Annotated in this window: 10 protein-coding genes; 6 read left to right on the top strand and 4 right to left on the bottom strand. The window is 53.1% G+C overall.

Features of this window, described 5'->3' with window-relative positions:
- Positions 1–136 precede the first annotated feature (136 nt).
- Both CBE72_RS01915 and gltB read right to left on the bottom strand, forming a co-directional pair.
- On the bottom strand, positions 137–1,543 hold the full coding sequence (locus CBE72_RS01915) for an FAD-dependent oxidoreductase (protein WP_100142049.1): 1,407 nt from the start codon (positions 1,541–1,543) through the stop codon (positions 137–139).
- Positions 1,544–1,549: 6 nt separating this feature from the next.
- Positions 1,550–5,998 carry a glutamate synthase large subunit gene (gltB, locus tag CBE72_RS01910; RefSeq protein ID WP_100142048.1) on the bottom strand — a complete coding sequence of 1,483 codons (4,449 nt, stop codon included), beginning with the start codon at positions 5,996–5,998 and terminating at the stop codon, positions 1,550–1,552.
- Between the two features lie 500 nt (positions 5,999–6,498).
- Between gltB and mnmL the strand changes: the two genes are divergently transcribed.
- The 3 genes from mnmL to oxyR all read left to right on the top strand — a co-directional run bounded on the left by mnmL (position 6,499) and on the right by oxyR (position 9,080).
- Positions 6,499–7,419 carry a tRNA modification radical SAM protein MnmL/YtqA gene (mnmL, locus tag CBE72_RS01905; protein WP_100142047.1) on the top strand — a complete coding sequence of 307 codons (921 nt, stop codon included), beginning with the start codon at positions 6,499–6,501 and terminating at the stop codon, positions 7,417–7,419.
- Between the two features lie 148 nt (positions 7,420–7,567).
- Positions 7,568–7,933: an Hpt domain-containing protein gene (locus CBE72_RS01900; protein WP_100142046.1), complete on the top strand. Its 366-nt coding sequence runs from the start codon at positions 7,568–7,570 to the stop codon at positions 7,931–7,933.
- 241 nt (positions 7,934–8,174) lie between these two features.
- The gene (gene oxyR / locus CBE72_RS01895) at positions 8,175–9,080 is read left to right on the top strand and encodes a hydrogen peroxide-inducible genes transcriptional activator OxyR (RefSeq protein ID WP_100142045.1); all 906 of its coding nucleotides are present in this window, start codon (positions 8,175–8,177) and stop codon (positions 9,078–9,080) included.
- 48 nt (positions 9,081–9,128) lie between these two features.
- Here oxyR and CBE72_RS01890 read toward each other — a convergent pair whose 3' ends face one another.
- Both CBE72_RS01890 and mutH read right to left on the bottom strand, forming a co-directional pair.
- The gene (locus tag CBE72_RS01890; protein WP_100142044.1) at positions 9,129–10,211 is read right to left on the bottom strand and encodes an adenylate/guanylate cyclase domain-containing protein; all 1,083 of its coding nucleotides are present in this window, start codon (positions 10,209–10,211) and stop codon (positions 9,129–9,131) included.
- Positions 10,212–10,334: 123 nt separating this feature from the next.
- A complete protein-coding gene (mutH, locus tag CBE72_RS01885) occupies positions 10,335–11,009 on the bottom strand; it encodes a DNA mismatch repair endonuclease MutH (RefSeq protein ID WP_100142114.1) in 675 nt (224 codons plus the stop codon).
- 697 nt (positions 11,010–11,706) lie between these two features.
- Here mutH and rppH point away from each other — a divergent pair.
- From rppH to CBE72_RS01870, 3 genes are read left to right on the top strand one after another with little or no spacing between them, the layout of a single operon-like run.
- Entirely contained in the window at positions 11,707–12,231 is a 525-nt protein-coding gene (gene rppH, locus CBE72_RS01880; protein ID WP_100142043.1) for an RNA pyrophosphohydrolase, read from the top strand.
- A 25-nt stretch (positions 12,232–12,256) separates the two neighbouring features.
- Complete coding sequence (gene ptsP, locus CBE72_RS01875; RefSeq protein WP_100142042.1) at positions 12,257–14,491, top strand: phosphoenolpyruvate--protein phosphotransferase; 2,235 nt, start codon at positions 12,257–12,259, stop codon at positions 14,489–14,491.
- A gap of 49 nt (positions 14,492–14,540) precedes the next feature.
- Positions 14,541–15,341: a sulfite exporter TauE/SafE family protein gene (locus CBE72_RS01870; protein ID WP_100142041.1), complete on the top strand. Its 801-nt coding sequence runs from the start codon at positions 14,541–14,543 to the stop codon at positions 15,339–15,341.
- The last annotated feature ends 26 nt before the right edge of the window (positions 15,342–15,367 follow it).

Here is a 15,367-nt window from a genome sequence, read left to right as displayed (position 1 = left end):
CCGGTGACAGCCTGGTCGCTGAAGTCAGGTTGCGTGCAATAAACGGCTTTGGCTGCGCGATTCCCAGAGTGTAGAACAGGTGAAAAAAAGCGCACCCGGGAGGTGGGTTCCCGGATACGCTCAAAGTGTTGAGTTGTCAGCTGAGGAAGTTGAGGATCCCAAGCGCCGCATCGCGCCCTTCGGCGATGGCGGTGACCACCAGATCTGAACCCCTGACCATATCACCACCGGCAAACACTTTGGGGTTGCTGGTCTGAAACGGATTGGCCGCTTCTTTCTCGGCTTTTACCCGGCCCCATTGATCCAGGGCGATATCAAACTCGGCAAACCAGGGCGCCGGGCTGGGTTGGAAACCGAAGGCGACAATCACGGCGTCGGCCTCCAATAACTGATCGCTGCCCGGGATGGGCTCAGGACGCCGGCGACCGCTGGCATCGGCGTTGCCGAGCGCGGTTTCGACAAATTCGACGCCTTTGACCTTGCCATCGTCTGTGGCAATCGCCACCGGCTGGCGGTTGAACAGAAACTCGACCCCTTCTTCGCGGGCATTTTGCACCTCACGGCGCGAACCCGGCATATTCTCTTCGTCGCGGCGATAGGCACAGATAACCGACTCGGCGCCTTGGCGCACCGCCGTGCGCACACAGTCCATGGCGGTATCACCGCCGCCGAGTACTACTACCTTCTTGCCCTTGAGGTCGATATACGGCTGCGCCGGATCGGCTTGCCCCATCAATTCACGGGTGTTGGCAATGAGGTAGGGCAGGGCCTGAATAACCCCTTCGGCCTCTTCTCCGGGCAGGCCCGCCTGCATGGCGTTATAGGTACCCATGCCGAGGAACACGGCATCGAAGTTCGCCAGCAACTCGGCAAAGGGAATATCCTGACCAACGGTGACGCCGAGGCGGAACTCTATCCCCATGCCTTCCATCACGCTGCGGCGGGTAGCCATTACTGACTTGTCGAGCTTAAAGGCGGGGATGCCATAGGTCAGCAGGCCGCCTATCTGAGGATATTTGTCAAAGACTACAGCCTTGATCCCGTTACGGGCCAGGATATCGGCGCAGCCAAGACCGGCTGGCCCTGCGCCTATGATAGCGACCCGCTCGCTCCTGGGCGTTACTTGGCTCATGTCCGGGCGCCAGCCTTGGGCGATGGCGGTATCTGTGATGTATTTTTCCACATTGCCTATGGTGACGGCGCCAAAGTCCTCATTTAGGGTACAGGCGCCTTCACAGAGCCTGTCCTGCGGGCAGACTCGGCCGCAGACCTCCGGCAGAGTGTTGGTTTCATGCACCAGATCTGCCGCTTCCAGGATACGTCCCTGTTTGGCCAGCTTGAGCCAGTTAGGGATATAGTTGTGCAGCGGGCACTTCCACTCGCAGTATGGGTTACCACAGTCTAGGCAGCGGTCGGCCTGTTGGTCGACCTGTTCCTGGACAAAGGGTTGGTAAATCTCAATAAACTCTGTCTTGCGGCGTGCGATAGCCTGCTTGCTCGGGTCGATACGACCCACTTCGATAAACTGAAAATCGTTACTCATGCTCGCTTACCCCGCTTTTACGGCCAGTTCCGGGCTCGGTTGTTCCAGTTTGAGCAGATCCGAAACCTGAATATTCTTGGGCTTGACCAGGACAAAACAGTCGAGCCAGTTGTCAAACTCACTGAGAATGGCGCTGGCGTGTTCACTGCCGGTCTCGGCCACATGTTGCTCTATCAGCCCTTTGAGGTGCTGTTGATGAATCGGCGACTCCAGCTTGAGGGTATCGACCAGTTCGGTATTGACCCTACGGCTAAAGCGGCCGAATTGGTCAAACACATAGGCGAAACCGCCGGTCATACCAGCGCCGAAGTTGACGCCAGTGGTCCCAAGCACCACTACTATGCCGCCTGTCATATATTCACAGCCGTTGTCACCGACCCCTTCAACTACCGCCAATGCCCCTGAGTTCCTGACCGCGAAGCGTTCACCGGCCCGTCCAGCCGCAAAGAGTTTGCCGCCGGTGGCACCATAGAGGCAGGTATTACCGACAATGGCGCTGCGCTCGGATTGGAAGGCGCTGCCGAGCGGTGGATAGATGGCTATTTTGCCGCCGGACATACCTTTACCGACGTAGTCGTTGGCGTCGCCGCACAGTGACAGCTCGAGTCCAGGACTGTTCCAGACCCCGAAACTCTGACCGGCGCTACCGTTGAAGCTGAGTCTTATTGGCTCTGGACAACCTTTGACACCCCAAGTGGCCGCGATATGGCCGGAGAGTGCAGCGCCTACCGAGCGGTCGGTATTATTGATAGGGAAACAAGCATCAAAACTTTCACCACGGGTAGCAGGCTCTGCGCACTTGTCCAGCAGTTCCTGATTGAGACGGCCAGGATCCGCCGGCGGATTGGTTTCTTTCCAGGTTAGGCCAGTATTGGGTAAGGCCGTTGGCTTAAACAGGATAGGGGTTAGATCCAGTCCTTGCTGTTTGGTGGTCTGGCCTTCGATGGCCTGCAGCCAATCGCTGCGCCCAACCAATTGTTCAAACTCGCTGACCCCCAGCTTGGCCATCCACTCGCGCACCTCTTCGGCGACAAACTCAAAGTAAGTCATCACTCGCTCGGGCAAGCCATGATAGTGCTTGTCTCTCAAGGTCTTGTCTTGAGTGGCGACCCCGGTGGCACAGTTGTTGAGGTGGCAGATACGCAGGTATTTGCAGCCGAGCGCTATCATGGGCACAGTGCCAAAGCCGAAGCTCTCGGCACCCAGTAAGGCCGCCTTGATAACATCTGTGCCAGTCTTGAGACCACCATCCACCTGCAGGCGTATTTTGTGTCGCAGACCATTGGCCACCAGAGACTGGTGAACTTCGGCAAGCCCCAGCTCCCAAGGACTACCGGCATACTTGACCGAGGTCAGCGGGCTGGCGCCTGTGCCGCCATCGTAGCCGGAAACAGTAATCATATCGGCATAGGCCTTGGCAACCCCGGTGGCTATGGTGCCAACGCCCGGCTCAGAGACCAGCTTGACCGAGATAAGCGCCTTGGGGTTTATCTGCTTGAGATCGAAGATCAGCTGCGCCAAATCCTCGATGGAGTAGATATCGTGGTGCGGCGGCGGTGAAATTAGCGTCACGCCTGGGCGAGCATGCCTGAGGCCGGCGATTTCAACACTGACCTTATGACCGGGCAGCTGACCGCCTTCACCGGGCTTGGCGCCCTGGGCAACCTTTATCTGCAATACTTCGGCGTTAATCAGATAATGGGCGGTTACCCCAAAGCGGCCAGAGGCTATCTGCTTGATGGCCGAATTGCGCTCGCTGTTGAATCGGCTGGCATCTTCGCCGCCTTCGCCCGAGTTGGAGCGGCCACCGAGACGATTCATGGCGATGGCCAGTGCTTCGTGGGCTTCCGGGCTCAGGGCGCCGATACTCATGGCGGCGCTGTCGAATCTGGGGAAGAGTGCCTTGGCCCCTTCCACATCCTTAAGCGCTATGCTCTCGCGCTGCTGTTTGATGCTCAGCAGATCCCTCAAGGTGGCGACCGGCCTTTGATCTACCAGCTCGGCAAACCGTTTGTAGAGCGGGTAATCCACCTCTTTGAGAGCCCGTTGCAGGGTGTTGACCACATCCGGGTTGAAGCAGTGGTATTCGCCGCCCTCAACGTACTTGAGCAAACCACCCTGCGGCAGCGGCACATGGGGGCGGAAGGCGGCCTGACTCAGCAGTTGCTGATCGGCTTCTATGCCATCGAAACCCACACCCTGAATACGGCTGACCACGCCGTTGAAGCATTGTTTAATCACCTCGTCGGCCAGGCCTATGGCCTCAAATTGCTGGCTGCAGCGATAGGAGGCGACTGTGCTGATCCCCATCTTGGACATGATCTTGCGCAGCCCCTTCTCAATGCCGTAGCGGAAGTTGAGCATCAGATTGACGATATCCTCGGCCTGATGGCGCTTGGCGAGTTCGGCAATGGACTCGTACACCAGATAGGGGTAAATGGCCGTAGCGCCAAAGCCCAGCAGTACCGCGAAATGGTGCGGATCCCGGGCCGAGGCTGTTTCCACTATGATGTTGGTGTCACAGCGCAGGCTCTTGTTCACCAGCATCTGCTGCACTGAACCTACCGCCATGGCGGCCGGAATGACCAGGGTGTCTTTGCTGACGGCGCGATCCGAGAGCACTATCAGGGTGGTGCCGGTGCGTGCCAGGCGCTCGGCCTCATCTGTGATCCGTTTGATTGCCTGACTCAGGCCTTCGGAGGCCGGATAGTTAAGGTCAACCTTGTTGGCACGGTAATAGGTGCTGTCCAGACTCAGCAACTGGTTGAAGTCACTGAACAACAAGATAGGCGAATTGAACATCACCCGATAGGCGTGTCCCGTGGTTTCGTTAAACAGGTTCTGCTCGCGGCCGATACAGGTGGCCAGCGACATCACATGTTTCTCCCGCAGCGGATCGATTGGCGGGTTGGTGACCTGGGCAAACTTTTGCCGGAAATAGTCATACAGCGAGCGCTGTTTCTTCGACAGCACTGCCATCGGAGTGTCATCGCCCATGGAGCCGGTGGCTTCTTCGCCTTTGCTGGCCAGTACCCAGATCACTTGCTCCAGCTCTTCACGGCTGTAGCCGAACAGCTTCTGGTACTGTAGCAAAGTGCCCTGGTTGAATTCACTGACGCCCTGATCCTGCGGCGATAACTTCTCAGCCGGCACTAGAGTCTGGCTGTTTTTCGCCATCCACTCCTTATAGGGGTGACGACGTTTAAGATCGTTATCGATTTCGAATGACTGATAAAGACGACCGCTGAGGGTGTCGAGCACCAGAAGTTCACCCGGGCCGACCCGGCCTTTTTCAATCACTTCATCCGGGCCATAGTCCCAGATACCCACTTCCGAGGCCAGAGTGAGAATTCTGTCTTTGGTGATCACATAGCGTGATGGCCGCAGCCCGTTGCGATCAACCGCGCAGGCGGCGTGGCGACCATTGGTCATGACTATCCCGGCCGGGCCATCCCAAGGCTCCATATGCATGGAGTTAAAGTCATAGAAGGCCTTGAGTTCCTCATCCATCTCGGGATTACTTTGCCATGCAGGCGGGATCAGCAAACGCATGGCTCGGTAAAGATCCATGCCGCCGGCCAGCAGCATCTCCAACATATTGTCCAGTGACGACGAATCTGAGCCGGTTTCATTGACAAAAGGGGCGGCCTGCTGCAAGTCTGGCAGCAGCGGTGAGTTGAACTTGTAGGCCCGCGCCCGCGCCCATTGGCGGTTACCCGTGATGGTATTGATCTCGCCATTGTGAGCCAGAAAGCGGAACGGCTGTGCCAGTGGCCACTTGGGGGAGGTGTTGGTCGAGAAGCGCTGGTGGAACAGGCAGATGGCGCTTTGCAGCCTGATATCGGCCAGATCCGGATAGAATGCCGGCAGATCGGCGGGCATCATCAAGCCTTTGTAGACAATGACCTGGCCGGAAAGGCTGGCGACATAGAAGTCTTTATCCTGGGTCAATTGCTGCTCGAGGCGGCGGCGAGCCATATAGAGGCGCCGCTCCAGATCTTTTTCACGCCAGCCTATGGGAGCATTAATAAGCACTTGCCAAATTTGCGGCAAGCTGGATTTGCCTATTTCACCGAGCACTTCCGGATTGACTGGAACCGGGCGCCAGCCGGCGATACTTAGGGTTTCTTTTTCCAGCTCCCGTTCGAGCAGTATTCTGGCTTCGGCTGCCAGAGTGTCATCCTGGTTTAAAAACAGCATGCCAACGGCGAACTTACGGCTGAGATGCCAGCCCTGTTCTGCCGCAATGGCTTCAAAAAATCCTGTGGGCATTTGCATCAGCAAACCGCAACCGTCGCCAGTGCGTCCGTCAGCTGCAATACCACCACGATGTTTCATGCGGTCTAGGCCATGGATTGCCGTGCGAACAATACGATGGCTGGCTTCGCCATCCATCTGGGCTATTAATCCAAAACCACAGTTATCCCGCTCGAAACTGGGATGATACAAGCTCATACAAAACCTCCCTTAACATCAACATTACTACTCGGGAGAGAATACCAAACTCTATAGATATGCACCCGAACCATCCAAATTATCCTGAGACTTGCTAAAGGTCAAACCTAAATATTGCATATTTTTGATGATATTTGGGGTGTTTTATACAGAATCTCTAATTGCATTACGTTAACGTAAACTGGGAGATTGACTCTATAACACTATGAATAAAAAGAAAGTCCATTTTGCGGTCGTTGTTTTGTCACTTTACTTTAACAATTGACTTCCAATTATCCTCGGAATAGAAAAACTGATTTTTTGTCAGATAGCCGTGGTCGTTAAAAATTTGTTTGGAGTGACTAAATATTCATAAAAGTGTGAGCTAGATCCGTTTGTGTTTTACAAATTTGGTCGCAGAGCACCGTAAAAGGCGAGCACTATTCATGGCATAAATTGACCTGGAGCAGAGCGGCCCTGAATGGGAGTCGTTAGACTGGCGACTTTTTTGAGAGAAGCAAATGGGACTGGACGACTTTGTCACTACCTTTGGTCAATACTGCCGCCAACACTTTGGTCAACGGTTACAAAAGCTGACCCTAGATGCCCGTTTTACCTGTCCCAATCGCGATGGAACTCTGGGGCGCGGTGGTTGCACTTTCTGTAATGTCGCCTCTTTCAGTCATGAACATGGAACCGACTTGTCGATTGCGGCTCAGCTCGAGGCCGGCAAACAGAAGATGCGGGCCAAGGCTTCGCGGTTTTTGGCGTACTTTCAAGCTTATACCAGTACCTATGAAGAGTATGCCGAACTGAAGCGTAAATACGATGAGGCGCTGCAGAGCGAGCAGGTGGTGGGCTTGTGTGTCGGTACCCGCCCGGATTGCGTACCGGACAGGGTGCTTGATCTGCTGGCGCAATATCAACAAAGCGGCAGTGAAGTTTGGCTGGAGTTGGGGTTACAGAGTGCTCACGATGCCACGCTCAAGCGGATTAACCGTGGTCATGACTTTGCCGTCTATCAGGATGCTGTCTTCCGCGCCCGCAGTCGCGGACTCAAGGTGTGTACTCATCTGATCCTTGGACTTCCCGGAGAAGGGTTAGTTGAGCATCAACAAACCCTGGACGCGGTTTTGGACTCTGGGGTGGATGGTCTTAAACTGCACCCTCTGCATATAGTGGCGGGCAGTACCATGGCCAAGGCCTGGGAAGCGGGTAGGTTGCAACCGCCGACACTGGAGGAGTATGTTACCAGCGCGGCGCAGTTGATCCGTCATACGCCGAAAGAGATAGTGTTTCATCGGGTGACCGCCTATGCCAGCCGTCCAGTGTTGCTGGCGCCGGATTGGTGCGCTCAGCGCTGGATAGGTTTGGTCGCCCTGGTGGATGAGCTGGCGGCCAAAGGTGGACAGGGTTCTGGGTTAACCAATTTAAATCAATAGCCTATCTATAGTTGTATTAGGTTTACTTGGTTTTTGTGTCGCTAATGTTAAATGCGGAAAGTTTTGGATTAGTTTGCTGTCTATAAGTTGCGCCTGCCATTTTAGCGGGTATGATGTGGTAAATCTGATACATTTGAGGAATGCCTTCATGGCCACAACTGAACTGGATACCATCTTAGATCTCAACACCCTGGAGCAGTATTGTAGCGCCATAGGTGCAGGCACTTTACTCAAGAGTGTCATATTATTTGAACAGTTGCTGCCCGAGTATGTCGCTAATCTGCAGAAGGCTGAGGCGGCGGGCGATAAAGATATTCTGTGTGCCGAGGCTCACAAGTTCAAAGGGGCTGCCGGCTCTGTGGGGTTAAAGCGGATCCAGCAGGTTGCACAACAACTGCAACATGGTGAAGAGGCAGCCTGGGAAGCCGGACATAAAGAGTGGTTGGCCGCTATTGTTAAGCATGCCGGGGATGATCTGCAGCAGCTTAAGTCTTTCCTCGAAGCCAAAGCATAAACTCCTGCCTTGGGTGCCGAAGGAAAGCTTTGGTACCCATGACAAAATCCTCGCAATCCCTTCTCTGCCTGTATATCGAAACCGTTTCATCCCTTATGTTGTTTGCCCCCTATTAAGTATCTCTTACCAGGATGATTTATCGCCTCGGTCACACTCCTGAGTTGATACTGCTGCCAAGCGGTGTTTTTGTGTTAGATTAGATAGAACTTTCTAATGCATTACTCAATTGGTAATCGATAAAATGAAACACTTACCCAGTTTGAAAAACCTCTATTATCTGGTGAATCTGCATCAGGAGCAGAATTTCAATCGGGCGGCCAAGGTGTGCCATGTGAGCCAATCGACTTTATCCAGTGGGATCCAGAACCTGGAAGAGCAGTTGGGCTATCAGCTGATCGAGCGGGATCACAAGTCCTTTATGTTTACCGCCATCGGTGAAGAAGTGGTGCAGCGTTCGCTGAAAATACTGACCGATGTTGATGACTTGGTGGAGTTGGTGAAAAACCAAGGAGCCCCCATGACTGGAGAGATTCGGCTCGGTTGTATCCCTACCATAGCGCCGTTTTTGTTGAGCCGGGTGGTTAAACAGTGCCAGAAGTCTTATCCGGATCTGAGTCTGTTGCTGAAAGAGGACACCACAGAGCGTTTGTTGACGGCCTTGGGGAAGGGAGAGCTGGATTTGCTGCTGTTGGCTCTGCCAGCGGATACTTCCGGCTATCACAGCATGAAGGTGGGGATAGATCCTTTCAAGATGGTGGTCCACAAGGATTTATCTGCCGACATTCATGAGCCGGTGGATTATCAGGCGCTGCCGGATGAGAGTATTTTTCTGTTGCAGAGTGAACATTGTATTACCGGTCATGCCATCAGTGCTTGCCAGTTGAGTGACAGCGCTAAGGTTAATCCTTTCGCCGCTACCAGTCTGCATACCTTGGTACAGATGGTGAATAGTAAACTGGGTACGACTTTTCTGCCGCAGATGGCGATAGATGCCGGGATATTGAAAGATACAGATCTGACGGTGATGAGTCCTCCTGGGGAGGCGCCATTTCGAGATATTGGTCTGGTGTGGCGGCAGACGACCAGTCGGATCCTGACCTTCAGAACTTTGGGGCTTGAGATCCAGCAATTGCTGCAACAGGCCTAGGCTTGAATTAAATCCATAATAAAAAACGGCTCTTTAAGAGCCGTTTTTTTATGAATGATGACCTTGTTTGGGTTTAACCCCAAAAACTTCAATAGAGTGTTGTTTCCCCTTGAGTTTTACCGGCCCCAAATTGGTGAGCTGGTACTCGCTGTCATCATTTTCCAGCCTTGCTACCAGTGCGCCGGAGAGCAGCATCCTTTGTCCTAAGGGATTACACTGATCCTGCAGTCTCGCCAGGGTATTGAGCACGTCGCTGAAGAAACTGATCTCTTGCTTTTGTACACCAACCACGGCTGCAACCACTTGGCCGCAATGAGCCGCCGCCTTGAATTTGGGGACAAAGCCGTAATGTTCTTCAAAATAGCGTCGCTGCCAATTCAGCTGTTGGCTGAATTCAAAGTAGATGTTCATACATCTGTCATTGATGATGCCGTCTTCCAAGGGCCAGTGGATGAGCACGGCATCGCCCATATAACGATAGATCTCGGCATCATTGTTGGTGACCGTGTCGGAAAGCAAGCTGAAGCTGTCCTGGATCAGTCGACTGAAGCGGTAATCCCCCAGAGATTCGGCATGAGTGGTGGAGGCCACCATATCGAGATAGAGGAACAGTCGCTGCTCGTATCTGGGCTTATGATACTTACCCAGACCTATATTCAGCAGGATCCTGGGTCCCACCAGCAGGGCCATCTGTTCGATAAAGGCCAGTCCGACTCGTACGACCACCAGATAGATGATTAGCGCTTGGAATGAGGGGCTATAGAGGATATGCACCGTCAGCATCTGCCTCAAGGTTGCCATATGGTTCTCTATGGCCCACATATTGAGGTATTGGGTCATATATGCCAGGGTTGTTGCCCCCAGTAATAGGAACAAGCCTTTAAATATGACCGAGAAGAGATAAGGCAAACGGTTAATGGCGCTGAAATCGGCTATCAGATTTGACATCCAGTGCAGACTGCCGAAAATCACTCCCATATATGTCGCCAGGGTCGCGAGATCCGCCGAGCCGACAGCCCACTGAGGCAGCTCAGTGGTTTGGGCATAGCGAAAAAATACAAAAGCAGCCATAGCCACTGTCCATGCCAATATGGCAAACAGAAGCTTTTGGGCTTGGCGACGCGCTCTCACGGGGTGAAATCTATCCTAAATTAAAGGTGCCTGCTAAGGATGCGCTAGTTTATAGAATATACCCCTCTGATTTCCAGTGGTAATTGTGATCTTAATCAAGGCAAGTGCGGATTAGAGGCGATATCAGCCAAAAAAGCGTTCCAGTAGCCCTTTGGTGAACTGAGTCTTGAGATAAAAGCCCCTTGGATTTGTCATCTGGATGCTGCCATCTTCGGCAATACTCTCGGTTAGCACCTTACTATTGGCCGCCTTGGGCCTGAGCTGCAGCACCTCACCGTGCCTGGCGGTGATCTTACTGACTTTACCCATACTGATAAGTTCCATGATCTCTTCCCAATCCTGACGCAATAGTCTGTTTTCTTCGGCACTGGGTTGCCACAACAGCGGTGAGCCGATACGTCTGACTCCTGGAGATAGCGCTCTGTCTCCCTGAACCGGGATCCACAACACCCGTTGCAGCTTGTGATACACCAGACTCTGTTCCCAACGCAGGCCTGAGATATTAGTCAGCGGCGCGACACAAACATAGGTGGTTTCCAGCGGTATGCCACGTTCATCTATAGGAATGCTCTTCAGCTCTACCCCAAGGTGCAGAAAGTCCTGTTCGGGTTTGGAGCCCGCGGTCGCCCCCAACGCCAGTTCCAGTAACTGTCCGGTCCAACCTTTGTCGCGGCGAAAGTCTCTGGGCACGGCTACCCCTAAGGATTCGGCGAGTTGTCCCAGAGTCAGCCCGGCGATGTCATCGGCGCGCTGCAGTAGTTGTGCCAAAGAACTTGGCGGCAAGATATTGGTTTTCATGGCGCTGATTTTACCTAAGCCATCTTGGATAACAAGGCTGTACAAAAAACGCTCTTCCACATAAGGGGGGAAGGTATATTCTATGTGTGCTTTTCTATCATTTTGTTTTTATTGAATAAAGTGCTTGGTTTTAATCTGGGGTTGATGGTTTTTCTGAGTTACTCGCCGATTTCCCCTGTGTTGCCAACAAACTTATCCACAGCATTTTGGGATAACTGAATATTTTTTACTGTCAATAAAGTAAGTTGCTACCAGTGTCAACCCAATTATGTGCTGTTTCTGGCTTTTAGGCCGAGTTTTTGTCCATAGGGTGTGAATAAATTTTTGTGATACTAACCGCAAGTTGTTTTCCAATATGGGGTGATCAAAAAGTGCGCTATCAATGACTTTTCTGTTTTTAAGAATATTTTTTTGTTTTTTAAGTCATTGTGATTAATCGTATTTTATCTATTTTCCTTCATTGAGGGAAAAGCGTTAAATGATACAAAAAACAGCGTTTCCAGAAGTTCAGCCGAGTTTCAAACAGAGATATCCACAGTTTTTGTGGATATCCGGCTAAGGTTGGACTTGCCACTGTTGATAAAGTACAAATTCGTTACTATTTATCCCGGTAAAAAGCCGCAAATAGAGAATTGCTGCCGACGTGGGATTGTGAAACAATCGAATCATTGAAATTTATCGCTTTTTCGGAGTCCATGTGATTGACAGCGACGGTTTTCGCGCAAATGTGGGCATCATTATCTGCAACAGATTTGGCCAGGTGATGTGGGCCAGGCGATTTGGCCAACATTCCTGGCAATTTCCCCAAGGGGGATTGGATGATGGTGAATCAGCCGAAGATGCCATGTATCGCGAGCTGTATGAAGAAGTTGGGCTCAGGCCTGAGCATGTACAGATCCTGACTTCTACCCGCTCCTGGCTGCGATACAAGTTGCCAAAGCGTTTGGTGCGCCAAGACAGCAAGCCTGTTTGTATCGGCCAGAAACAGAAATGGTTTTTGCTTCAGCTCAAGAGCCAGGACAGTGCCGTCAACTTGAACTCGTCCGGCCATCCTGAGTTCGATGATTGGCGCTGGGTCAGTTATTGGTACCCTGTGCGTCAGGTGGTATCTTTTAAACGTGATGTTTACCGTAAAGTCATGAAAGAGTTCGCTGCAACGGCTCTGGCATTACAAACCCGGGAACCTTCACGCCGACGGGGACGACAAAGAGCTGCAGGCTGAGGTTTGATATCGAAAGGGGGAATAGGTGTTAAACACGCTCAGGGATATTACTCAGGCAGTTGCGGCCGCAAGGGATCTCGAGGCTGCCCTTGAGCTATTGGTCGGCCAGATAAAGGCCGCCATGAGCACTCAGTGTTGTTCTATCTATATTCTGGATAAAAATGAGTTGGTCCTCTCGGCCACAGATGGCTTGGAACCCAGTGCCGTTGGCCGAGTTCGTATGCCGTTGACCGAAGGTCTGGTGGGCTTGGTTGCTGAGCGTGAAGAAGCCATCAATCTAGCCGATGCCAGAGCCCATCCCAGATTCAAACTCTTTCCCGAAGTGGCCGAAGAGGAATATCGCGCCTTTCTCGCCGCGCCCATTATTTATCAGAAACAGCTGCTTGGCGTCATAGTGGTGCAGCAGCCCAGTGCCCGTCAGTTCAGCGAAGGGGAAGAAGCCTTTCTAATGACGCTGGCGGCGCAGTTGGCCATGGCCATTCGTGGCCTCAAGCAAAAGGCCAGCGTCAAGGAAGATCAGCTACAAATCCTGTTTCAGGGCACGCCGGCCTCCAATGGTATCGCCATTGCCCATGCTTTGGTGCTGGGCGGGCAGATATCCCTGGAGCAGCCGGATCAAACCGCAACAGATATCCCCAATGAGCTTGAGCGCCTCAGGACAGCAATCGAGCGTTGCCGTAACACCCTGAGTACCCTGGCACAGCGTTTTGACCGTGAGCAGGATGAAGAGGTGGTGTCTATCTTCTCGGCGCTACAACTCTTGCTGGAAGAGGCCAGCCTTGGGGGCGAATATCGCGATGAGGTGCTCGCGGGTTGGTGCGCCGAGTCGGCGGTCAGTCGCGTATCTTTGCGTTACATCACCCAGTTTATGGCGATGGAAGACCCCTATCTCAAGGAGCGGGCCAGCGATATCCGTGACTTGGGGCAGAAGGTGCTGCGCCAATTGATTGAGCCGGAACGGTTGGAGCTCAATGCCGATAAGCCGGTTATTCTGGTGACCCGTGAAGCGGACACCACCTTGTTGGCCGAATTTCCGCGGCAAAAGTTGGCCGGGATAGTGACAGAGCTTGGCGGGGTCAACTCCCATGCTGCCATTCTGGCCCGGGCCTTGGGCGTGCCAGCCATCACAGGGGTCGACCAGGTCTTGGCTGCCGACATCGACAAGAAGCTTTTGGTGCTCAATGCCACCCGCGGTCAGCTGATGGTGTCGCCGTCTCCGGCCGTGGTCGGTGAGTACCGCAGTTTATTGTCTGCCGAGAGAGCGTTGCAGCGGCAATACGCCAGGGAGCTGAACTTGCCAGCTGAGACGGTCGATGGCAAACGTATTCATCTATACATGAACGCGGGATTGCTCAGTGGTTTGGCCTCGGAAATTGCCGAAGGTGCCGATGGTATTGGGTTGTATCGCACCGAAATTCCCTTCATGTTACAGCAGCGTTTTCCCAGCGAGTCAGAGCAGGTCAAGGTATATCGTCAGGTGTTGGAGGCGGCATCGGGGCGCCCCGTGGTGATGCGCACTCTGGATGTGGGCGGAGACAAGCCTCTGTCTTATTTCCCCATCAAGGAAGAAAACCCATTTTTGGGTTGGCGTGGCATTCGCTTGTCGCTGGACCATCCCGAGCTGTTTCTGGTACAAATCCGCGCCATGCTCCAGGCTAGCGGCAGCGGCGAGCAGTTGCATATTTTGCTGCCCATGGTCAGTTATCTCGATGAGATAGAACAAGCACTGGAATATATCGAACAGGCTTATTCCGAGCTTAAGTCGGATGTGAACCCCGAACTGAAATGGCCCAAGGTCGGCATTATGCTGGAAGTTCCTGCATTGTTGTATCAGCTCGATGAAGTGGCCAAACGGGTCGATTTTGTATCGGTCGGCAGTAACGACCTGACCCAGTATCTGTTGGCGGTGGATCGCAACAATCCCAGAGTCAGTGCCCTGTTTGACAGTTATCACCCGGGGATATTGCGTTCACTGAAACAGGCGCGGGAGACATGCCGTCAATATGGCCTCGATGCCAGCGTCTGTGGTGAGTTGGCCGGGGAGCCCGGCGGCGCTTTGTTGCTGGTCGCCATGGGGTATAACCGCCTGAGTATGAATCAGGGCAGCTTGGCCCGGATCAATTATCTGCTGCGGCGGGTCCGCAGTGATGAGTTGGAACAGTTATTAGCTGAGGCACTGACACTCAGAAGCGGCAACGAAGTGCGGCAACTGGTGCGTGATTATTTGGGACAAAGAGAGCTGGCTGCCATTCTCAATTGAGTCTGATGTGGCGGGTGTATGGAATAACAACAAGAATTAAGGAACCTCTGTGGACACATTTCTCTGGGTATTCGGTATTTGTTTGGCCTTGGGAGCCTTTGTCGGCTTTATGGCTGGCTTGTTGGGGATAGGCGGTGGTCTTATTGTGGTGCCGGCGCTGTTGTATATTTTACCCAAGGTGGGGGTTCCCGCGGCGCAGTTACCCCATGTTGCTATTGCCACTTCACTGGCGGCCATCATTTTGACCTCTTTTTCATCGGCCCGCGCCCACCATAGCCGCGGTAATATTCCTTGGCCGCTGTTTAAATCCATGTTACCCGGTCTGGCATTGGGAGCTTTATGTTCGGGGTTTATCGCCGAATTGATCCCTGCCGATGATCTGCGCCGCGCCTTTGCGGTGTTTGTGATTTTGATGGCCGCCCAGATGGCATTTCCTTTTCGTCCGGCGGCGAAAGAGGGCTTGCCGCCATTTCCCGTTTTACTGATCGTCTCGGCGATTATTGCCATTATTGCCGCCTTGATGGGCATAGGTGGTGGGGTGCTCTTGGTACCTTTCCTCACCTGGTGTGGGCTGCAGATGCGTCAGGCGGTGGGTTTTTCATCGGCTACAGGTCTTATCATCGCCCTTTGGGGCAGTTTAGGGTATGTTATCGCAGGCTGGAATGCCCCGGATATGCCAAGCGGCACTTTGGGGTATGTTTATCTGCCGGCGCTGGTGGGTATTATTGCTTCCTCCATGCTGATGGCGCCGGTCGGTGTCAAAGCGGCCAGTACCTGGCCGACACCTGTGCTGAAGAAAATATTTGCACTTTTATTGGTTGTTGTGGGTCTTAAACTTATTCTGGCCTGATCTGCGCCATCGTTAATTTAGGAATC

Source organism: Shewanella carassii (assembly GCF_002777975.1).
In the GTDB taxonomy this organism is placed as follows: domain Bacteria; phylum Pseudomonadota; class Gammaproteobacteria; order Enterobacterales; family Shewanellaceae; genus Shewanella; species Shewanella carassii.
Note: the sequence above shows the minus strand (reverse complement) of the source record. Positions and strands in the feature narration are given on the sequence as shown.

What these genes read in the sequence shown, in the direction of transcription:
- CBE72_RS01915 (WP_100142049.1), bottom strand. Translation starts at nt 1,543, where the DNA reads ATGAGTAACGATTTTCAGTTTATCGAAGTGGGTCGTATCGACCCGAGC.
- gltB (WP_100142048.1), bottom strand. Translation starts at nt 5,998, where the DNA reads ATGAGCTTGTATCATCCCAGTTTCGAGCGGGATAACTGTGGTTTTGGA.
- mnmL (WP_100142047.1), top strand. Translation starts at nt 6,499, where the DNA reads ATGGGACTGGACGACTTTGTCACTACCTTTGGTCAATACTGCCGCCAA.
- CBE72_RS01900 (WP_100142046.1), top strand. Translation starts at nt 7,568, where the DNA reads ATGGCCACAACTGAACTGGATACCATCTTAGATCTCAACACCCTGGAG.
- oxyR (WP_100142045.1), top strand. Translation starts at nt 8,175, where the DNA reads ATGAAACACTTACCCAGTTTGAAAAACCTCTATTATCTGGTGAATCTG.
- mutH (WP_100142114.1), bottom strand. Translation starts at nt 11,009, where the DNA reads ATGAAAACCAATATCTTGCCGCCAAGTTCTTTGGCACAACTACTGCAG.